The 21,390-nt window shown below is 39.2% G+C and carries 20 protein-coding genes and 4 tRNA genes; 5 read left to right on the top strand and 19 right to left on the bottom strand.

Features of this window, described 5'->3' with window-relative positions:
• Nucleotides 1-436 precede the first annotated feature (436 nt).
• From FXN70_RS08245 to FXN70_RS08285, 9 genes are all read right to left on the bottom strand, one after another.
• Nucleotides 437-1,885 carry a zonular occludens toxin domain-containing protein gene (locus tag FXN70_RS08245; protein ID WP_324646991.1) on the bottom strand — a complete coding sequence of 483 codons (1,449 nt, stop codon included), beginning with the start codon at nucleotides 1,883-1,885 and terminating at the stop codon, nucleotides 437-439.
• Nucleotides 1,886-1,952: 67 nt separating this feature from the next.
• The gene (locus FXN70_RS08250) at nucleotides 1,953-2,228 is read right to left on the bottom strand and encodes a DUF2523 family protein (protein ID WP_324646992.1); all 276 of its coding nucleotides are present in this window, start codon (nucleotides 2,226-2,228) and stop codon (nucleotides 1,953-1,955) included.
• Nucleotides 2,221-3,540, bottom strand: a complete 1,320-nt coding sequence (locus FXN70_RS08255; protein WP_324646993.1) for a virulence factor TspB C-terminal domain-related protein — start codon at nucleotides 3,538-3,540, stop codon at nucleotides 2,221-2,223. Before FXN70_RS08255 ends, FXN70_RS08250 begins: the two co-directional genes overlap by 8 nt.
• 73 nt (nucleotides 3,541-3,613) lie before the next feature.
• The gene (locus FXN70_RS08260; protein WP_324646994.1) at nucleotides 3,614-3,898 is read right to left on the bottom strand and encodes a hypothetical protein; all 285 of its coding nucleotides are present in this window, start codon (nucleotides 3,896-3,898) and stop codon (nucleotides 3,614-3,616) included.
• A 25-nt stretch (nucleotides 3,899-3,923) separates the two neighbouring features.
• Nucleotides 3,924-4,124: a hypothetical protein gene (locus tag FXN70_RS08265; RefSeq protein ID WP_324646995.1), complete on the bottom strand. Its 201-nt coding sequence runs from the start codon at nucleotides 4,122-4,124 to the stop codon at nucleotides 3,924-3,926.
• A gap of 4 nt (nucleotides 4,125-4,128) precedes the next feature.
• Nucleotides 4,129-4,320: a hypothetical protein gene (locus FXN70_RS08270; protein WP_324646996.1), complete on the bottom strand. Its 192-nt coding sequence runs from the start codon at nucleotides 4,318-4,320 to the stop codon at nucleotides 4,129-4,131.
• On the bottom strand, nucleotides 4,317-4,607 hold the full coding sequence (locus FXN70_RS08275; RefSeq protein ID WP_324646997.1) for a hypothetical protein: 291 nt from the start codon (nucleotides 4,605-4,607) through the stop codon (nucleotides 4,317-4,319). Before FXN70_RS08275 ends, FXN70_RS08270 begins: the two co-directional genes overlap by 4 nt.
• 39 nt (nucleotides 4,608-4,646) lie before the next feature.
• A complete protein-coding gene (locus tag FXN70_RS08280) occupies nucleotides 4,647-5,966 on the bottom strand; it encodes a replication initiation factor domain-containing protein (protein WP_324646998.1) in 1,320 nt (439 codons plus the stop codon).
• Complete coding sequence (locus FXN70_RS08285) at nucleotides 5,956-6,204, bottom strand: hypothetical protein (protein ID WP_324646999.1); 249 nt, start codon at nucleotides 6,202-6,204, stop codon at nucleotides 5,956-5,958. The genes FXN70_RS08280 and FXN70_RS08285 overlap by 11 nt, the downstream gene beginning before the upstream one ends.
• Before the next feature lie 146 nt (nucleotides 6,205-6,350).
• Here FXN70_RS08285 and FXN70_RS08290 point away from each other — a divergent pair, with 146 nt between their 5' ends.
• Nucleotides 6,351-6,800 carry a hypothetical protein gene (locus FXN70_RS08290; RefSeq protein WP_324647000.1) on the top strand — a complete coding sequence of 150 codons (450 nt, stop codon included), beginning with the start codon at nucleotides 6,351-6,353 and terminating at the stop codon, nucleotides 6,798-6,800.
• Nucleotides 6,801-7,176: 376 nt separating this feature from the next.
• Here FXN70_RS08290 and FXN70_RS08295 read toward each other — a convergent pair.
• The 4 genes from FXN70_RS08295 to FXN70_RS08310 form a co-directional block, all read right to left on the bottom strand.
• Nucleotides 7,177-7,252 (bottom strand) — tRNA-Glu (locus FXN70_RS08295).
• Nucleotides 7,253-7,278: 26 nt separating this feature from the next.
• Nucleotides 7,279-7,354: transfer RNA gene (locus FXN70_RS08300), tRNA-Glu, on the bottom strand.
• A 161-nt stretch (nucleotides 7,355-7,515) separates the two neighbouring features.
• Nucleotides 7,516-8,442: a hypothetical protein gene (locus tag FXN70_RS08305; protein WP_324647001.1), complete on the bottom strand. Its 927-nt coding sequence runs from the start codon at nucleotides 8,440-8,442 to the stop codon at nucleotides 7,516-7,518.
• Nucleotides 8,443-8,552: 110 nt separating this feature from the next.
• Complete coding sequence (locus FXN70_RS08310; RefSeq protein ID WP_324647002.1) at nucleotides 8,553-9,974, bottom strand: amino acid permease; 1,422 nt, start codon at nucleotides 9,972-9,974, stop codon at nucleotides 8,553-8,555.
• A gap of 155 nt (nucleotides 9,975-10,129) precedes the next feature.
• On the opposite strand from FXN70_RS08310, the gene FXN70_RS08315 reads away from it, so the two are divergent.
• Nucleotides 10,130-11,032 carry a lysine exporter LysO family protein gene (locus tag FXN70_RS08315; protein WP_324647003.1) on the top strand — a complete coding sequence of 301 codons (903 nt, stop codon included), beginning with the start codon at nucleotides 10,130-10,132 and terminating at the stop codon, nucleotides 11,030-11,032.
• 14 nt (nucleotides 11,033-11,046) lie between these two features.
• Here FXN70_RS08315 and FXN70_RS08320 read toward each other — a convergent pair.
• From FXN70_RS08320 to argG, 4 genes are all read right to left on the bottom strand, one after another.
• Nucleotides 11,047-11,122 (bottom strand) — tRNA-Glu (locus FXN70_RS08320).
• A gap of 20 nt (nucleotides 11,123-11,142) precedes the next feature.
• Complete coding sequence (gene rnt, locus FXN70_RS08325; protein ID WP_324647004.1) at nucleotides 11,143-11,802, bottom strand: ribonuclease T; 660 nt, start codon at nucleotides 11,800-11,802, stop codon at nucleotides 11,143-11,145.
• On the bottom strand, nucleotides 11,787-12,821 hold the full coding sequence (pyrC, locus tag FXN70_RS08330; RefSeq protein ID WP_324647005.1) for a dihydroorotase: 1,035 nt from the start codon (nucleotides 12,819-12,821) through the stop codon (nucleotides 11,787-11,789). Before pyrC ends, rnt begins: the two co-directional genes overlap by 16 nt.
• Before the next feature lie 177 nt (nucleotides 12,822-12,998).
• The gene (gene argG / locus FXN70_RS08335) at nucleotides 12,999-14,357 is read right to left on the bottom strand and encodes an argininosuccinate synthase (RefSeq protein WP_324647186.1); all 1,359 of its coding nucleotides are present in this window, start codon (nucleotides 14,355-14,357) and stop codon (nucleotides 12,999-13,001) included.
• Between the two features lie 454 nt (nucleotides 14,358-14,811).
• Here argG and FXN70_RS08340 point away from each other — a divergent pair, with 454 nt between their 5' ends.
• Together FXN70_RS08340 and FXN70_RS08345 are read left to right on the top strand one after the other, a co-directional pair.
• Nucleotides 14,812-16,122 (top strand): MFS transporter, encoded by a 1,311-nt coding sequence (locus tag FXN70_RS08340; RefSeq protein WP_324647006.1) that lies wholly within the window; start codon nucleotides 14,812-14,814, stop codon nucleotides 16,120-16,122.
• A 160-nt stretch (nucleotides 16,123-16,282) separates the two neighbouring features.
• Nucleotides 16,283-16,372 (top strand) — tRNA-Ser (locus FXN70_RS08345).
• A 477-nt stretch (nucleotides 16,373-16,849) separates the two neighbouring features.
• On the opposite strand, the gene FXN70_RS08350 is transcribed toward FXN70_RS08345, so the two are convergent.
• A complete protein-coding gene (locus FXN70_RS08350) occupies nucleotides 16,850-17,737 on the bottom strand; it encodes a DMT family transporter (protein ID WP_324647007.1) in 888 nt (295 codons plus the stop codon).
• 202 nt (nucleotides 17,738-17,939) lie between these two features.
• Complete coding sequence (gene garD, locus FXN70_RS08355) at nucleotides 17,940-19,487, bottom strand: galactarate dehydratase (RefSeq protein WP_324647008.1); 1,548 nt, start codon at nucleotides 19,485-19,487, stop codon at nucleotides 17,940-17,942.
• Between the two features lie 361 nt (nucleotides 19,488-19,848).
• On the opposite strand from garD, the gene gudD reads away from it, so the two are divergent.
• Entirely contained in the window at nucleotides 19,849-21,183 is a 1,335-nt protein-coding gene (gudD, locus tag FXN70_RS08360) for a glucarate dehydratase (RefSeq protein ID WP_324647009.1), read from the top strand.
• Nucleotides 21,184-21,390: the final 207 nt, after the last annotated feature.

A 21,390-nucleotide genomic window follows, 5' to 3' on the forward strand; every position in this document is an offset into this window, starting at 1 on the left:
ACAAGAGCAAAAGCAAAGGCAACATCTTGGGGCGTTGCCCCAAACCCCATGAGGGGGATAATCCCCCTCAACCCTTAAAACTGTTCACAGTTTTATCAATCGGGAAATGAGCGCAGAAGCGCACATTTCCTCTTGATAAGTGTGTTTCTATTTATGCGCTGATCAATATGTTTTCCGATAAGCCGAGGCGCTACGCGCCCCGTTTAGTCGGAAAAATATTGACAGTGTATTAGGCATTGCGAACTCAAATAAAAAGCAAAAAGAATTGTAACAGACTGAAATACATTGTTTATAAAGCAAAAACTCATGTTTTCAAAAAACAAACATCGCTCAAAACGCACAGATTTGCGTTTTAAGCGATGTTTATATAAAGACATACAAACACCAAGGCACACACGATAAAACGCAAATTTGACAATAGCTAAAATTTATGCTTCTAAACGCTAGGTTTTGTAATGTCCTTTTCAGGAAATGTTGAAGTGTTTTCTACAACACGAACATTTGATTGATTTAAATTATTGTCAGTATTAGACGTTTGATTAGAAACCAGAGTGGTATTAGTAGCATTAGAGCTATGAGAGCGAAAATAGTCATAAGGGCGGTCTCCAGCCATAATTTTTTTACAATCGTTTTGTGAAACTTTTAGTTTTGTTCCTTGTTCCGTATAAGCGGTGTATTGTCCGTTATATTTAACGCATCCTGCAAAAACGGGTTTGTTGACGACTGTGTACTGTATTGTGTTTGCAATATTTGAATCATCAAAAGGCTTGCTAGGATTATAAGACACACTATTAACTTGGGCATTTTGTTGCACTCCAACCGAGGCACCGCTTTTTGATAACTGATCAAACCATTGTTTGCACTCAGGTTTGTCTAGATTTTCTGCATGCCTACATTTATCAGCTAATTGCTGATTTTGATTGTTCGATGCAATCGTTTTAATTGTTTGTTGGTTAGCACTGGAGAGCTGCTGCACATGCTCTTTTTCTGTTTTGTTAATTTCTCTCTTATCATTCAGACCCCATAAAAGCATAATTGCAGCACAACCAACAAAAAGGGCAAGGGGAATTAAACCCGCAGGCAAGCGTTTTTGGTGTGTATTAATTGTTGTCGATTTATACAGCTTGAAAATACGGTCTTGTGGTTTAAATGAAAACTTAGATTCGCAGTTGAGCTTATTAATAAGCGTGTTTGGGTATTGTCTTGTTGAACCGAATTGATAAACCTTTGGTGTACGTCCGTAGGGCCGTGTGATGTGATAATGCACACCAATCAATTCTTTGACTGTAGGATGTAAAAAAGATGGTGACTGCGTAATAAAATAAAAGTCAAAACCTCGGTGACGATGGACTGTTAAGTCTTGAACGATGTCATCCTTCTTTTTTGTATCTGAATAAGGTTCAACAAGTTGAACCTCATCAATAACGAATATTGAACCATCTGGCGCTTCTCTCCAGTCTTTAATTAATGCCCTTGTGTAATCAATTTTTAAAGCGTTAATGTTGGAGTAGATTGTTCTTACATCTTGAAGATATTCAAACTTTTGTTTGCCTTCTCTCTCATTAATGCGCTCAATAATTTCATTGTATTGTGTTGAGCGTTGAAAATAAAAGTCGGGGCGCAAATCATCAAAATCTTGTGTCAAAAAGTCAAAATAGTCATTCGGCAATACTTGCAAATGTATTTTTAGCTCATGCGCTGAACCTGTTTCAATCTCAAGATAGCCAAAATCAGAACGATATATTTCAAACAATGGCATATTGTGAGCATAAACAACTTTATTTTTCTGCAAATGCACTTTGTTTTTGCGCTCAATTTCATCAAGCTTTGTAACAACAAAAGCGGTTTTGCTTGCACCTGGAACACCCGTGACTAAATGTAACATTTTTTGATTTCTCCTTTGGCGCTGCTATGGTCGCTCGTCGAAGCTCCTCGCTCCCTAGCGCAGCGCCTTATTTTTTTCTTAAAACGAGTTTTGAAATGTTGGCTTGATGCTTAGCGACCATTGCGCCAAGAATGAGCGAAAAAAAGATGTCGAATCCCGACAAACCCATAAGCTGCATTAGTGCAGATGGAATAGAGTTGGCTGTTTGCTCAAAATAGTTAATTGCTTGATGCAAAGCGACTAATGTGACTCCAGTGGTTCCAAGTGCAACGCCTGCACCCTCCAATACATTTTTGAGAAAACCCTTTTGAGTGCTTTTTAAGATCGTAGCTAAATTAATCATCTGTTGTTCGAACCCCGCCTAAAATTAAAGCAGCGATAAAAGCACCCATTGCAATAAGAACAGGTCGCACATAAGTCGAGAGAATTGTGCAAAAGTCTGTAAATTCAAACTTCCAGTCAATATCTATATCTGCAATTTGACCACTTGCTAATTGAATTGATGCAGGGCATTGACCGCTAAAATTGAGATTAGGCGCTTCTTGGTTATCATCCTCTTGTTTTATATCAAGCTCATCGTCTGATGAATCAGGTTCGCCCTTAAAATAGTCAACTGCATCGTTGTATGCAGCTTTAATGCCATCAGCCCACTGGACGGGTTTTTGTATAATTACTTGCATGGCTTCACATACAGACGGCATCCATCCACAGGCAGCAGGTATATCAGTCGTAGATGTTGATGTTGTTGTGCCGTCGGCATTGGTTTTTGTATCTGTTTTTGTGTCAGCGGTCGTATCACTCGGATATGTTGCTGTATTATCTAATTGCGTGACAATTGGTTTTGCTTTTGTATCGTCTTTTTCAGCATCTTGAACAATATCAGCAGCTACAGCACGAACTAATGCCTGTGCATCTGCATCACCTGCTTTGGCTTTATCTAAAACTTGTTGCGCAACATCTGAAAGCGGTCTTGTTTTTGTTTCATTTTGATTATTTGCTTCAGTTTCGTCATAATTTGGATTGATAATCACATTTAAAGCTGCACCGATATTGCCATTATAATTATTTGACCCCCCCATCAACTTGCAGTAATCATCTTCGAAATAAACAGTGGGAGATATTGAACCAAAACCCCTTGTATCAAATGCTGAACATGCAGCAGAACCCGAACTATAGAATTTTCCGTCATATTTATACAAATATTGAGCATATCTACAATCTAAACCATTTTGATTACATGTTGTTGAAGCAACTTTCGGCTTATATTGAACAGTATTATTTGCAGGATCTAAAACGTAATCAACACCATTCAACAAGCCATCTAATACAGTCGTCACTACAGCAGCAGCACCGACACGGCCAATGAATTTTGCAATATCTGCCGCCACTGGAGCAATTGTAGCTGTACCAGTTACAACTTTGTTTGCACCATTTATCAAAACATTTCTAACACCGTCATAAACAACAGTAGCACCGTGAGAAACAGGGTTTGATAAAGACCATGTAGAACCTGCAAGAGAAGCAGATGCGTTTTTAACAAATATGAATTGAGAAACAATAAGCATTGCAACGAGCAAAAAGACATTTGTTCGATGTATTAAAAGACTTTTAGAATTGCCCATGTTGCGCATATCATCACCAATATTGGTATCCAATTTAAGACAGAAGCCGATTCGATCATTTCAGAACCTCAAAGAAGAAGCCCCCCATCACTGGAGGGCATTCGCATTAAGCAGAGTTTGCACCGCGTTTTGTATAACGCCATGCTACAAACAAGCCTAAAACGACAAGCGCAGCAGCAAAGATGATTTTCACGTTAGAGCTAACAGACTGTAAGCCCGTTTGGAATGCTGTTACATCAAGTGATGAATCACCATCCGCAGCATGTGCAGAACCAATCGTTAATGCTGTTACAGTTGCAGCAGCACCGACTTTGGCATAATTGTTGTCAAGAATTTGTTTAACACGAGCTAAACGACTTTTTTTTGATTCATAAACAGCTAATTGATTCATAAGAATCTCCTTTCAGGTTGGTTTTTTACAGCAGTTTTGCTGCCTTTCCGACAGCGACAAAGCCAATAAACAGAACGCAGATTTTTGAAAATTCAACATAAAGAACTTTTGCTTGCGCTCCAGTAATCGCTATTGATTTAAATAAATCGGGTTCAGTGTAAATAGCCCATTGAACACACGTCTGGACGTTGTCTATTGTTTGTAAAACCTCACAGACGTATGCCATTTCTTTAATTCCTAATTGTTTCGAGCATTCCCGCAGTAAAACCGCGGCGATACTCTGCTAAAAATTCGCGCATTAATTCATTCGAGTTGTCGACTAAATCAATGATGTCTTGTTCCAATGGCACATCATTCGTGTATTTTCCAAATGCAAAGCCCTTGGCAAATGCAGCGTCTTGAACGCGCTGTAGTTCACTCATTTTTGAGCCGTTGTAATTGGCTGAACATCGTGAATAATTGTGGTTTGACGAGAACCTGTAGTCACAATTTCAAGCACGATTTTGGCGTTGAATGGAAAATTCAAATCCTGAATTTTTTTAATGTTTTCTGACGAACCCCATTTGTATTCAACAGTTGCTTTGCCAAATCCACTTTGTTCAGCAAGATCTGTCATAACAAAGACTTTGGTGAAATCGTGCTTAACGCCATCAATCGCGTTGTTATAGTGTTTAGCACCAGTAATCACAGCTTCAGTTGTAAATTTCATGTTGTATTTCCTTTTAATAGCCTAAGTTAGAACCTTGTCCTATGCTGGCAATGGCATAGGGGGCATGGATTTTGAGTAATCAAGGTAGAGCGGTTTTAATCGGTCTGGATAGTCATATTTGTCATGTGTCAGAATGTCTAAAAGCAAAGCATCATCTTCATAGAATGATCTGAATGCAGATAGGTATTTACCGAACTGGTGACGTGTGACCGAAATGGCTTTTTCCCATGTAATTTCGGCAGTCTTTTTGATTGTTTCAAATTTCAAAGGCTGCATTTGATTGTCAAATGTATGAAAGCATGGATATGCTGCTAGAAAGTGCTGTGAGGGATGAAGCAAAGCATCTAGTGGGATGTGAAAATCCTTGCCTTTATATTCAACTTCAACACGTACCCAAGGCGATTCTTTACAACCAAGTTGTTTGCCTTTTTCATAAATACGACAGAATTTTGATGATTTTCGATTGCCAATATATGCAGTAGTGCCACTGCCATCAGGTTGCCAATAGTCACCAATAATATTGAACTGGGGAGGGCGACCACCACTTTGGAATCCTTTTAATTCGAATTGTTCCTTGGCCCATTGAACATTTGCAATTTGACCGTCGTGATCATCAAATGCGTAATCAATACGTGTGATTTTGGGGCGATCTGCAAATAAGCATAACCAAGCATGCAAATCTGCTTCCCATCCATAATATCCAAGGGTACAGCCGACACCAGTGATGCTAATTAGCATTGTGTCACGTTGTGAATCACCACCAACGCAGATAAATCCACAACCATTTTCAAGCTTGTAAGCTTCTTTATAGTGGTTAATACCACCATTCATTTTGCATTCGATACCGAATCCGAATATGTCTTTAATCACAGTGCCCATTGCATAAGCATAATCTGAATCAGACACGTAACAATCGGGTAGGTTTAAATGCTCATAACCTTTTAATTTTTCTCTTTTCATTGAGCTAAATGTAGATTTATTCAATGTAAAATTGAGCCAATCTGTTACTGCAACCTCACAATGTGCAGGTCGTCTGAATAAAACAGGTTTTTCACCATCGTCAGTTAAGACCATTTGTGTGTCTAAAAGCGGGTAATCACGGTATTCTTCTTTTAGTGCAAGCTTGATTTCTTCAATTTCTTTTTCAAATTTTCCAACAATAACGGCTTTTTCTTCACTATCACTGGTGTGAATCATTTGCTCGATATAGCTTTTGCGTATCCGAGTTAACGCACGGTTTGCTGATTCCAACTTTTCCCCCGTATTACTAAGGGGGTTAACTCCAGCCCATTCAAATACCTTTCCCCACAGTGGCAATGTGGAGAAAGTCCCATTTGTATGTAATGAATTAGTAGCCATAACGGTCATCTCCTAATTCAGAGAGAAGGTCTTTACATTTTTGATCTTCTGTTAATAGGTCGTCGGCTAAAGCTGTAATGATTGATGATTCAATGCTTTGGGTTTTTAAATATTCTTCAAGATAAACTAATAGTGATGCTGTATAAGTGCATGGGTTTCCCCCAGCTAAGGTTTCAACACCATCAGCATGAATTTTTTTTGCTATTTCTTCATAGCATTTTAATTCTAAATCTTTCATTTTTGGGGTTCCTTAGTTTTCTGGGCGTTCCCTTCGGGCGGGCTTGTCGGTAAACTCAAGCCAAAACGATGAAGCTGTTTTGTCTTGCCCCTTCGGGCGACATCCCTAACGCAAAAGCAAAAGCAGCACGAATAGAGAAAATGTGAATGAGCAAAATATTTTTATTATTGATGGGCATATTTATTGGTTTTTTGATGGGGAGAAGCTCAGTCAAACAAGTCAAAGAGCAAGAACCCAAAAAACCAACTAGACGTGCATTCACGTATAGCCAAAGGCAATACTTAAAAGTGATGTATGCATCGGATGCAGATCGAATCAGAGAGCTAAATCTTTTATCGGCAAATGACAGCATTTTTTTAAGATTGCTAAAGCAAGAATTCTCGAATAAAGATGTCGTAGTAAAAGACAAACGATTCTTTATTGTTGATGGTGAGAAATTTCCAATAGCGATTTTTGAATACAGAGATGGAGTGCAAGGGATGAGAACAATGACCATCGAAGATGGTTTACCTTTGTTTTTATACAAAGGCATACTTTCAAGCGAAAAGATACGTGAAGATGCAAAGCTCATTGATGAGCAGTATCTACGCAAATAAGTATTCTCTTTCATAAAAAGCCCCTTGATTTTTTACTCCATGAACTTTATGTTCAGGAGTAATAAATACCCCAAATGGATAATTATCCTTTTGGGTAAATTAATACTCCATTTGGGGTAAGTCAAGAGGTGAGAATATGTGCAAAGAGTTGGTTGATCTAATAGATCGTGCAAGATGGAAACTAGGAAGCTACAAAAACGTAGCTGAAAAAATGGGAATTAGTGCAGGAAGATTATCTGATTTTAAACATGGAACACGTGTGCCGTCGACACTAAATATTTGTCAACTTGCTGATATTGCGGAATTAAATGTTGCAGAAACGCTATTCCAAATAATGGAAAAGCTCGACATTGAAAATGCCGAGCTTTACCGAATGTGGCGTCCCTACGGGGATTCGAACCCCGGTTACCGCCGTGAAAGGGCGATGTCCTAGGCCTCTAGACGATAGGGACTTCTAGAGTCTTCTGAAAAAATTAAGTGGCGTCCCTACGGGGATTCGAACCCCGGTTACCGCCGTGAAAGGGCGATGTCCTAGGCCTCTAGACGATAGGGACACATCAGAAGTTGGGCGTATATTAGGGTGAATTGAAAAAACTGTCAAACACTTTTTATAGAAAAAAGCAGTTTTTTCAATTGATTGTTTAAAAAATAGTAAATTTAACTTAAAAAAATCTTTTTTGATGAAAGTACCATCAAATTTAATAGGTTGTAAATTTTATATAGGTATTAGGCTGTGTGAATTTATAGGAAAATTTAACCCGGGATGTTGATCTAAAATACAACGAATAACTTGAGGGTGTTGTAAATACCCAATAATTTCATGCGGTTTATCAATAAAGGTGTTAATGAGATGATTCTGCACCGCAGGCTCGAAGTTAAAAAGAGGTGCTTGCATGGGAAAGGTGGTGAGATAGTCATCTTGTGCAAAGAAATTATACCAATCGCCTGTTAATGCTTTTGGTCGTTGCACCGCATGATCAAGATGTCGTTGTACTACATTAAAAGGTAGTGGCGATGCGAGGGTAATAAAGCGCTCGATTTGATAATGTTGCTGTAATTCTTGCAGAACATTGTAGGAAATGACGGTGCCTAGTGAGTGTGCAATGACAATATGCTTTTGGTTAGGCTCAAAACAGGCGTGAATGCGTTCATGCACTTGCTGTTTAAACAGTGGATCATACCAATACAAATAAGCTTCAGAAATAAATTTCTCGACGAGAGACTCGTGTAAATTTGGAAAGTGATTGAGTAAAATCACCATTTCTTTTAAAACACGATCTTTGGCCAATTGCGAGAGCAAGAAGAATTTGTTTTTAAGTGAATAAGGTTGATCTTGCGCATAATGTGGCAATAATGGAATTTCAAAGGCTTTTTGCAGACTTTGGCGATGATGTTCGCGAAATTTTGGCAGTTTGTTAAAAAAAGCCCAGTTAGGCAGCATGGTATTAATATCAAGTGCATTTTTATGGTTATGTTGAGTCAGAATGTCGCCATAAAAAGGAAAAGACAATTTCAAAGCATCGACATCAACGGCTAAATTATTTTTTTCTAGCCCCAAGTTGAAAACTTCTCGCCAATGTTGCTCAAAGCTGTTTGCATCTAAATTTTGTTGATTGATGCCATGAATAAAAATAATTTTCATCTTATTTTAACGTGCTGCCATTGTATTCCATTGAGCATTTAGTATAGGTCGATATAAAAAAAGTGTAGCATTTAGCTACACTTTTATAATAAAAAACAGATGTCTAGCAATTAATGGTTTTGTTTGCGGTAAAATAAGTAGTGACTTAAATAACACAGTGCAATAAAAGCTAAGCAGCTATAAAAGCCAGGTAGCATTGAGCTGTCTTGGGTCATACTAATGCCTGTAATTACGCAGAATACAAAACCTAAAATTGGCGTGAGTGGAAACAGGGGGGCTGCAAAGCGTAAGTCGGATACTTTATGCCCCGACTTATACCACTGGCGACGGAAACTAAATTGGCAGATACAAATTGCAGTCCATACAATCACCATGGTAAATGCGGCCACACCTAACAAGTTTTTGAAGATGGTTTCAGGTGCGAATTGTTCTGAAAGTAACCCTGGAAGTGCGCCAAACATCGTGACAATAATGGCAACAATCGGCGTGCCTGATTGAGTTAATTTCGAGAAAACACGTGGTAATTGTTTTTTAGCAGATAAAGACCACATCATGCGCGACGCTGCATATAAGCCTGAATTGGCAGCCGATAACAATGCAGTAATAATCACAAAACGGATAATATCTTCTGCATATGGAATACCGATATAACCAAATACAGTCACAAATGGGCTGCTACTGACGTGACTTGCGCTTAAACCTGCTTGTTGATATGGCAGTAAGGCGCTAATGACCACAATCGTTCCAACAAAGAAAATAAGCAAACGCCAAATTGCTGCATTAATCGCTTTGGGTACATTATGTGCTGGATTTTCAGTTTCTCCCGCGGCAACACCAATCAATTCTGTGCCTGAGAAGGCAAAGTTTACAATCAGCATGGTCGAGAAAATAGGGAGTAGCCCTTGTGGGAACCAGCCTTGAGCAGTGAGATTGTGGAACAGTGGTGCTTGGTGTGCGCCATGCATTGGAATTAAACCAAAAATGGCAATCAGTCCAAGCAAAATAAAGCTAATGACTGTCACGACTTTGACCAATGCAAGCCAAAATTCAGATTCGGCAAACATGCGAGTTGAACCAATGTTTAAACCAAAAACCAAGGCTGCAAAAATGACGGTCCAAATCCACATCGACACATGTGGGAACCATTCTTGCATGAGCAGTGCTGCCGCAGTAAATTCAGTACCAAGCGTTGCCGTCCAAGTGAGCCAATAGACCCAAGTAATCATATAGCCTGTGCCTGGCCCAATGTATTGATTGGCATATTCGCCAAAAGAGCCTGAAACAGGCATGTGTACAGCAAGTTCACCTAAGCAGAGCATGACCATATAAGCAATCAGTCCGCCAAGGAAATAAGAAATAATGGCACCTACAGGCCCCGTTTGTGCAATGACTTCACCCGAACCTAAAAATAGGCCTGTGCCAATGGCACCACCTAGTGACAACATCACCAAGTGTCGGGTACTCATAGCGCGTTTAAGTGGCGCAGAATTGCCCTGATGCGAAGCATCATTCGGAGAGTGAGATGGCTGCATAAAATTAGTAAATACAGGAAATGAAGCGGGCTATTGTAGAGAAAACCAATAAATGTGCAATAGTGAACTTAATTTGGCTATATTCATCACTGCTGTTGAAAAATGCTACATTAGCAAAAGTTTTTGATATCACTTAAATTTGGATAAAAATTAAAATGCTGAGTTTATTATTTACTTCATTGGCCCCCATTTTGTTGGCTTTGGTTTTAGGTTGGGGATTCGGAAAATTTGCTGCTACATCGCTCAAGCAAAAATTGATTGGTAGTATTACCTATTTAGTGTGGCTGTTGTTGGTCGCGATAGGTTTTCAGTTTGCCGAAGTGCTTGCGAATCCTAAAATTGGTGTATCGGTATTGTGGCATGCTTTCTTGTATGCATCGATATTATCAGGCATCACCTTTTTATGTTTGTATCGAAACACAGCACAGCAGTCAACCGCATGTCTCGCAACACGTAGTTTAAAAGACCTGTTAAGCCCAATTAAAGAATGCATCATTGCCATGTTGATGGTGGTGCTTGGGGTGGTGTTGTATGTGCTATTGAATCATAAAATTTCGACAGGGCATTTATCGAGTAATTTATTATATGTGCTGATCTTTTTAATTGGTGTGGATTTATCGACTGTACAATTGCAAAGTTTAACTAAACGCCATTTTAGTGTGCCTGTGGTGGCGGTTGTTGCAATGCTGATTTCAGCAGGGATTTTATCATTACTTAGCCATTATTCTTTCTTAACGTTAATGATGGTTGGCAGTGGTTTTGGTTGGTTTAGTTTATCGGGCTCATTGATTGCGACTTTGACCAATCCTGAATTGGGTAGTTTTGCACTTTTAACTGATTTAATGCGTGAATTTTATGCAATTGCTTTGTTGTATTTGTTGGGACAGCGGATGCCATATCCTGTGATTGGTGTATGCGGTGCAACTTCAATGGATTCGACTTTACCGTTTGTGAAAAAGAACTGTTCACAATTAGAGGTACAGGTTGCAATTTTTAGTGGTTTTGTATTGACGCTGATTGCACCATTTTTGATTGTGCTATTTGCATCGTTTCAATGAATATTGAAAATAGATGGCGTCCCTACGGGGATTCGAACCCCGGTTACCGCCGTGAAAGGGCGATGTCCTAGGCCTCTAGACGATAGGGACGCTGCGAGGATGGCGGTATCTTATTGATCCGCCGTCATCGTGTCAAGTAGGTTGGGTGCGAGTTTGTTCAAAATATAGCAAAACAGTTCCGCAGTCTTTTGTGTGTCGTATAAAGCAGAGTGTGCTTCTTTACCATCAAAATCAATGCCTGCCTGAATACATGATTTGGCTAATACCGTTTGACCAAACATAACTGCGCTTAAAGTTACGGTATCAAATACCGAAAAACTATGGAACGGACTTTGATTTTTGGTGCCTGTACGTGCGACAGCAGCTTGTAAAAAGCCTAAGTCGAAGTGGGCATTGTGTCCAACAAGTACAGCATGGGTACATTCTTGTTCACGGCGAATTGCAGTCAGTTCTTTAAAAATACGCTTTAATGCCGATTTTTCATCTTCTGCCATTGCCATGCGCATAGGATTGAATGGATCAATACCAATAAAATCTAAAGAGCGGCGGTCTAAATTTGCCCCTTCAAACGGATTAATATGCGCATGTAACGCTTTCCCCGGTACAAATTCACCTTGTTCGTTGTATAAAATAGGGATACAGGCAATTTCAAGCAGTGCATCGGTTTTGGCGTTAAAGCCTGCTGTTTCAACATCGACAACAATCGGCAAAAAACCACGAAAACGTTGACCGATAATGGGTGCAGTTATATCTGTCACACTTTTCTCCATTGAATGGTTTTACCTGCATAAAGCGGAATAATTTTCTGATTATCTAAATAATCAAAACTTTCGGGGATGATTTGGTCTTCTTTTACCAAGGTAATGGTATTGGTATTACGTGGCAGACCATAAAAATCTGCACCAAAATGACTTGCAAAGCCTTCTAAACGCTCAATTTTTCCCACTTGGTCAAATGCTTGTGCATAAAGTTCAATGGCGGTTGGTGCGCTATAACAACCTGCACAGCCACAAGCATTTTCTTTAGCATCTTGGGCATGTGGTGCGCTATCTGTACCTAAGAAAAACTTAGGGTTGCCACTGGTTGCCACTTCAAGTAAGGTTTGCTGATGAGTTTGGCGCTTTAAAATAGGTAAGCAATAGAAATGCGGTTTCACGCCACCGACTAACATGTCATTACGGTTAAATAATAAATGTTGTGGCGTGATGGTGGCAGCGACATGACGACCTTGTTCTAACACAAAATGTGCGGCTTCACTGGTGGTGATGTGCTCAAGTACCAATTTTAAGTCAGGGAATTGTTTTAAAAGCGGTGCTAACACGTCATCTAAAAAGCGTTTTTCACGATCGAAGATATCGACATGTGAATGTGTCACTTCGCCATGAAGTAGTAATGGTACTTGATACTTTTCAAGTTGCTCAATCACCGCATAAACTTTGCGAATATCACTCACACCGTTGTCTGAATTGGTGGTTGCACCGGCAGGATACAGTTTGATGGCATTCACATGTGCAGAATCTTTAATTTTTTTGACCTCACTTGGCGAGGTGTGGTCGGTAAAATACAACACCATGCGCGGGTCAAAGGCAATCCCTTCAGGGATATGCGCGAGAATTCGTTCACGATACGCTTCAGCCTCAGCAACCGTTTTAACCGGTGGCACCAAATTTGGCATACAAATCGCACGGTGGAATTGTTTGGCTAAGTCAGGAACGGTACGTTTAAGTGCAAGACCATCACGTAAATGTGCGTGCCAATCATCTGGCTGAATGAGGGTGATTGTATTCAAGGGAATTCAAACTGAAAATAAAGCAAATGATAAAGCATTTAGGTCAGAATGATAATCCGAGATTCAGATAATTGTTGTAATTCGGATGAGATATTAGATTTGGCATAAAAAACCAACATCGAAATGTTGGTTTTTTAGTTTTCTTACACAATAGACGTGTAAGAAATTGAATTTATCTTACTTTTTTTTGCTTTCTAATTGCGGTACAGCCGAACCTTGTGCAATTGAAAGTAAGCCAGCATTGCTATAAATGCCTAATTTGGCACGCGTATCAATAATATCAAGGTTACGCATTGTTAACTGACCAATACGATCCATTGGGGTAAAGGTAGAATCACCTTTTTCCATGGTTAAGCGTTCAGCTTCGTAAGTTAAGTTTTCTGACTCTGTATTCATAATGGTATAGTCATTACCACGACGAAGTTCTAAAGTAACTGTACCTGTAATGGCTTTAGCCACCCAACGTTGTGATGTTTCACGTAGCATTAATGCTTGTGAGTCGAACCAACGACCTTGGTAAAGTAGACGACCTAAACGTAAACCGTTAATGCGGTATTGTTCGATGGTATCTTCGTTATGAATACCTGTAACCAAACGTTCGTAAGTAATGTGCAATAACGCCATACCTGGAGCTTCGTAAATACCACGCGATTTCGCTTCGATAATACGGTTTTCGATTTGGTCTGACATACCTAAACCATGACGACCACCAATACGGTTGGCTTCTAAAATAAGCTCAACAGGGTTGTCGAAACGTTGACCGTTCAATGCAACTGGCATACCTTCTTCGAAAGTAACAGACACAGTTTCAGCTTGAATTTCGACGTCATCTTTCCAGAATGCAACGCCCATAATCGGCTCAACAATTTTGATGCCCGCATTCAGATATTCTAAATCTTTGGCTTCGTGGGTTGCACCTAACATGTTTGAGTCAGTTGAGTAGGCTTTTTCTTTTGACATTTTATAGTCAAAACCGTTGTCGATGAGGAACTGTGACATTTCGGCACGGCCGCCTAATTCATCAATAAAGGTTTGGTCTAACCACGGCTTATAAATTTTAAGCGCAGGATTGGTTAATAAGCCGTAACGATAGAAACGTTCGATGTCGTTGCCTTTATAGGTCGAACCATCGCCCCAAATGTTCACGTCGTCTTCTTTCATTGCGGTTACTAGCATGGTACCAGTTACAGCACGACCAAGCGGAGTCGTGTTGAAATATGGTACGCCGCCAGTACTAATATGGAATGCGCCACATTGAATTGCAGCAATCCCTTCAAGTGCCAATTGTAAACGGCAGTCGACTAAGCGTGCTTTAATCGCGCCGTATTGTTCTGCTTTTTTTGGAATTGCATCGTAATCGTCTTCATCTGGCTGACCCAAATTTGCAGTATAAGCATAAGGTTCTGCACCTTTTTGTTTCATCCACAACAAAGCTGCTGAAGTATCTAAACCACCAGAAAAGGCAATACCCACTTTTTTGCCTACTGGTACATGCTGCAAGATGGTTGCATTATCAGTCATTGCTAATCCTAAGATATGAAGAGGCACTGCCACACAGGCTGCCCTGAGAAAAATTTAAACGCTTTATTGTAGCACTATCATTCTCATTTTTTTGCGAAAAGTAAGCCACGTGCGAAATTTAATTAAAATTTTAATCGGTCAAAATTTTATGACATCAATTTAACCATTTCATTTTTTAAAAATTAAGCTGTGTTGTGCAAGCCAAAAATGTATGCCTACGCTGTTACTGTGCTTGAAGATTGCCAAAACTTAAAAACGCATTAAGATATAAAAAATATAAATTTGTTGGTTTTAGCTTTATTTTTATTAAAATGATAATCGATTTAAAGTATTAAAAAATATGCGTTATTTAAATAAAAACGTATTCTTTTGTTTTCTTATTAAGCTAATTTAAGTTTGGGTTAAGCTTTCTGCCGTCATTACATTTTATGCTTTGGGTGAAAAATGGACAGAAGATAGGGAGCATCAGATGGTGCAAGCTCAAGCGGAGCAACAAAGTACATCTCGAGTACGGGCAATTTTTAATGTTACTAGTGGTAACTTCCTAGAGCAATATGATTTCTTTTTATTTGGTTTGTATGCCAAATTTATTGGAGAAACTTTTTTTAAGTCTGAAAGTGCTTATGCTGCGTTAATTAAAACATTTCTGATTTTCGCAGTGAGTTTTTTAATGCGTCCAATTGGCGCTTTGGTACTAGGCCCCTATGTAGATCGAATTGGGCGGCGCAAAGGTTTAATGTTGACCTTAACCATTATGGCATTTGGTTCTGTGGTCATTGCATTTACCCCAGGTTATGAAACTATTGGGATTGCCGCAGCGGTTTTAATTTTTGTTGGTCGATTGGCGCAAGGATTCTCGGCAGGTGTAGAGCTTGGCGGCGTGTCGGTTTATCTGTCTGAAATTGCAGATGAACATAACAAGGGGTTTATTACTAGTTGGCAGTCTGCTAGTCAGCAAGTGGCTGTTATTTTTGCAGCATTACTTGGTTTTGGGATTCATCAAATTTTTACCGAACAGCAAGTTTCGGCATGGGCATGGCGAATTCCTTTTATTGTGGGCTGTTTAATTATTCCCGCAATTTTTTACTTGCGTGGTAATTTACAAGAAACGGAGGATTTCGCTTCACGTAAGCATCATCCAACCACCAAAGAAATTTTATCGACATTGGCAAAAAATTGGAAAATTGTGATTGCAGGTATGCTCATGGTGGCAACCACAACCACCATGTTCTATTTTATTACCGTTTACACTCCAACGTATGGCAAGGAAATTTTGCATTTAACCAGCACGCAAAGTTTGATTGCGACTATTTTTGTTGGTGCAAGTAATTTTATTTTCTTACCAATAGGCGGCATATTGGCAGATAAATTTGGTCGTAAAGTCATTTTATTGAGCATGACCATTTTAATTTTATTTAGTGCCTATCCGTTACTCAATTGGTTAACTCACGATATTAGTTTGGCACATATGCTAGTCGTACTTTTTGTGTTGTCGGTTCTATATAGCTTTTATAACGGTGCTTTGGTGGTGACACTTACCGAAATTATGCCAAAAACTGTGCGTACAGCAGGATTTTCAGTGGCATATAGCTTAGCAACTTCGGTGTTTGGTGGTTTAACGCCAGTTATCTCTACTTATATTGTTGAACAAACTGGCAGCCAAAGCGCTCCTGCATTTTGGTTAATGACAGCGGCTGTGGTGAGTCTAATTGCGACCTCTTATGTATTTATGGTCGCCAAAATGCACGTTGTGCCTAAAGCAGCTGCTGTGGAATTGTAAGTTTAGATCCTCATTTGAAATTATTCTTTAATTGAGATGCTTTAAAGTTGTGTAAATTTAAATCATAAATTGATTTTTTGGTGAAACAATATGCAGTTGTTTGTTTTTGATTGAAATATTACTTGATCAAAATCAAGAATCTTTATATGATGGCGCACATGGAAGCGTGGCAGAGCGGTTTAATGCACCGGTCTTGAAAACCGACGAGGGTGTGAGTCCTCCGTGAGTTCGAATCTCACCGCTTCCGCCAAATTTTAAATAAGCCCTTGTTTTTACAAGGGCTTATTTTTTGTCTGTATGTTTACCCATCAATTTACTCCTTATCAAATTTTGGATTCCATAATATTTAAGATGATATCTTTTTACTGGTTTGGATGGTTTTGTAAGTACATGAATAGATAGATTGTCTAAGAACTTCATACAATAGATCATCTAATAATACACGAGCATGGACATTATTTTTGCTAAGATCATTGGTTGATTTTTATGAACCGATCTTTTATTTATGTCTCGTTTTAGCCAAAAATAAAATGGTGAAATTAAAATATGAAGTGCTTGAGTTATTAAGGTAATTGGCATCATTGGTGTTTCGCATAGGCATACCAGACTGATTTTCTTTGGCAAAGTTGCTGCCATATTTTTTAGAAATCTATGTTTCATTGCTGCATTTTTGCTGTAAATTATATCTGTGAAGAAGTGGCGACATCCTTGTTGCCATATGTTGTGGTTATGTAGATGCCGAAAAGAAGCGTTTTTGAATACGTGGGTTACACAGTAAAATTGCAAAAATAATAATCGCAATACCAATTAAACTGGATGTGTCTGGCAGTTCGTGCCAAAAAATAAAGCCCCAAATCCCTGCAAAAACAATTGCAATATAGTTCATTGGGCCAATTTGTCCTGCAGGGGCAAGGCTATAAGCATAAGACATAAATAGTTGACTGGTATTGGCAAGTAAGCCTGCGGCAACCAATAATGCAAGTTCATTCCATGTAAATGCTCGCCAATGCCAAAACATTGGAACTGATGAGATAATTGTGCCGAAAATACAGAAATAAAAGACGATACGTTCTGGTGGTTCGGTATTGGTGAGGGCGCGAACCGTTACAAAGGCCATTGCCGATAAGAAACATGCACCTAAGCCAATAAAAGATAATGCATTAAACATGCCTTGGTCAGGTTTGGCGACAAAGAGCACGCCAATTAAGCCAATTACAGCTGCAAAAATCATTGATTTGGTGACTTTTTCTTTTAAAAATAACCATGCAATCAGTGGAATAAAAATGGGAGATGAGTAACTAAATACCATCGCATTCGAAAGTTTTAAATTGGCAATTGCATAGAAAAAACCATACATTGCGGTAAGTCCCACTAGACTGCGCCAAGTATGCATCCAAAGTTTTTCGGTTTTAACAAAGTTTAAGCCTTGCTTGAACAACATCGGAATAAAAATAAACAGCCCAACAGCATTACGGAAAAAGACGATGGTGGCATTGTCGACTGTATGTGAAGCAAAGCGAATACAAACGCCCATAATTGAAAATAAAAATGCTGATGTCATTAAACACATTAAAGCCTTGGCAAGCGAAATGTCTTTGGTGGCAGGATTCTGCATAATAGGGGTGGGGGAAAATGGAAGACGACCATAGTCTAACAGTAATTATCAGATTGAGTGAAAAATAGCTTAAGAAATTAGACGACTGACATGTGATCAGTCATAAATGAATAAAATTGAAGGATGATGCTTGTGAAAAAAAGCCCGACTGCTGATTTAAAAAGCACTCGGGCATTATAAGTCGGTATAAATCTAGGTCTTTTTAGGTCACAGGTGCAGGGTTAAATACGGCAAGTGAATTATGGATGCCCCAGCGATCTGACCATGTTTGTTGTTCACCACTTGCGACTCGTAAAATCATTTCAAATAATGTCCAACCCACTTGCTCAATGGTTTTTTGACCAATTGCAATGTCACCTGCACTGATATCAATCAGATCATACCAACGATTAGCAATGGTATTGCGGCTAGCCATTTTAATGACAGGAACAGCCGCTAAGCCATAAGGTGTGCCACGCCCTGTGGTAAATACTTGCAGAGTAATGCCTGATGCCATTTGCTGTGTGCCACAAATAAAATCGCTTGATGGGGTTGCTGCAAAAATTAAACCTTTTTTAGTTGGCTTTTGCCCTGGCGATAGTACCTCAACAATTGCAGATGTTCCTGATTTAGCAATTGAACCCATGGCTTTTTCAACAATATTATTCAAGCCACCTTTTTTGTTGCCCGGTGTGGTGTTAGCACTACGATCTACTCGACCTGCAGCCAAATAATCATCGTACCATTTCATTTCACGAATTAAGTCTTGCGCGACTTCCTTGGTTGCTGCACGTGGAGTCAGTAGGTGAATGCCATCACGCACTTCGGTTACTTCAGAAAACATCACGGTACCGCCACAGCGTACAATTAAGTCTGAAGCAAAACCAACAGAAGGATTTGAAGTGACACCCGAAAAAGCATCGCTACCGCCACATTGCATCCCCACTACTAAGTTTGATGCATCGACTTCTTCGCGTTGGCGTAAGTTAAGTTTTTCTAAATGCTGTTTGGCGACCTCTAAAATATGATTGACCATACTTTCAAAGCCATTATGGCGTTCATCTTGCAATTGAATGATGTCTTCGCTGGCAAGCGGAATACGCTTATTTTCACTGCTAATATTAAGTAAACGCTCAGGTTGCATTTTTTCGCAGCCAAGGCTGACCACCATAATTTCACCACCAAAATTTGGATTTAAAGCCAAATTATGAATGGTGCGAATAGGTACAATCGCCGCAGGTGCATCAATTGCAACACCGCAGCCATATAAGTGATTGAGTCCAACCACACCATCAACATTTGGAAACTGTGGTAGTAAATCGCGTTCGATAATTTTCACTACATAATCAACAATGCCTTCGACACAGTTTACACTGGTGGTAATGCCCAACACATTTTTAGTACCTACGCTGCCATCTTTATTTTTATAACCTTTAAAGGTGTAGCCCGTTAATGGCTCTAATTGCGGTGCAGGGCGGGTGGCCATTTCGAGTGAGTCCAGTTCAGGAGCTGTTGGCATTTGGGTGACTGCTTCATTGACCCAAGCCCCAACTTCTAAGTCGATGTTGGCATAGCCAATAACTTCGCCATAACGAATAATTGGTTCACCTTGTTTTAAACCATGTAGTAATACTTTATGGCCTTGTGGAATATCATCAACTAAGGTGATGTTATGGTCTTCAATAAAGGTTGATTTCGCTAAACCACCTTCATTAACGACAATCGCAACATTATCCTGTGGGGTAATTTTGATGAGTAGTGGTTTTTGCATGATTCTTCCTTGAGCGATGATGAAATTACATTGCATTGAGCAGTGTAAAAGCATCTAGTTTTTACTTTTATGATGTATGACATCGTATAACATCATTATGAGTTTGGCAATTATTTAATAAAAAATGAAAGCCTGCTGTCAAATTTTATTTGATTCGTTTTTGATTGTTTTTTATTTTATATATAATTGTATTTAAAGTATATTTATTATTTTTTGTATATTTAATTTGTATTGGATTAAAGATGGAGTAATGTAATTTTTTAAAATAAGTCTTCTTGCAATTCTAGGTGGAATGTTATAGATATGATGTCTTATCTGTTTTAGATATCACGACGATTACTCATATTCTAAGGAGCATGGAATGCCGACGTCTACCCCAATAATTAAATCAATCCGAGCAATTCCTGTAGCAGGACATGACAGTATGTTGCTGAATTTAAGCGGCGCACATGGCCCATATTTTACCCGTAATATTTTAGTCATTGAAGATAATGCTGGAAATGTAGGTGTGGGTGAGATACCTGGGGGTGAAAAGATTTTAGCCACGTTAAATGATGCAAAAAGCTTAGTGATTGGTCAGCCGATTGGTGAATATAAAAATTTACTCAAAACTATCCATCAAACATTTGCGGACCGTGATAGTGGTGGCCGTGGTAATCAAACATTTGATTTAAGAACAACAATTCATGTGGTGACAGCATATGAGTCCGCTCTTTTGGATTTACTTGGAAAGCATTTGAATGTCAATGTTGCAAGCTTGTTAGGTGATGGACAGCAGCGGACTGAAGTGGAAGTGCTGGGCTATTTATTCTTTATTGGCGACCGTACACAGACTAGATTAGATTATGCAACATCACCGCATTTAACCCATGATTGGTATAAAGTTCGGCATGAAAAGGCATTAACACCAGATACCATTCAACGCTTAGCTGAAGCATCTTTTGATCGTTATGGTTTTAAAGATTTTAAGCTCAAAGGTGGTGTGTTGCAGGGTGAACAAGAAGCTGAAGCAGTGACTGCAATTGCTCGCCGCTTTCCTGAAGCACGGGTAACACTTGACCCAAATGGTGCATGGCACTTAGATGAAGCAATTGCCTTAGGCAAGCACTTAAAAGGTGTGTTGGCTTATGCTGAAGACCCATGTGGCGCGGAACAAGGCTTTTCAAGCCGAGAAATTATGGCCGAATTTAAGCGTGCAACAGGCTTGCCAACTGCAACTAATATGATTGCAACTGACTGGCGAGAAATGTCGCATAGCATTCAGTTACAGTCTGTTGATATTCCATTAGCCGACCCACATTTTTGGACGCTTGAAGGCTCAGTGCGTGTTTCACAATTGTGCAAAATGTACAATTTAACGTGGGGTTCTCATTCAAATAACCATTTTGATATTTCTTTGGCAATGTTTACCCACGTTGCTGCCGCAGCTGTTGGTAATGTTACAGCAATTGATACACATTGGATTTGGCAAGAAGGAACAGATCATCTCACCAAAGCACCACTTGAAATTAAAGGTGGAAAAATTCAGGTGCCTACTGCTGCGGGTTTAGGGGTGGAATTAGACTGGGATGCAATTGAGCGTGCCCATGAATTGTATAAGGCTAAAGGCTTAGGTGCACGTAATGATGCCGATGCGATGCAATTTATGATACCGAATTGGACATTCGATAATAAAAAACCGTGTTTGGTGCGTTAAAAAACTAAATCAAAAGAGGGTAAATACCAAACTGTATTACCCCCTTTATTTTTTAAGCACATATCTGATTAGCATTTTAATGTTGCAATACAGCACTATTCTTTCATGATTTAGCATTGCTTAAAAATATCAGTATATAAGAGTTTTAGCGATGAAGTTAAAAGGGAAAAATAGATAAGGTGTATTTGCATCACTATTAAGGATTGT

This window comes from Acinetobacter sp. MD2 (genome assembly GCF_035615575.1).
Classification (GTDB): Bacteria; Pseudomonadota; Gammaproteobacteria; order Pseudomonadales; family Moraxellaceae; genus Acinetobacter.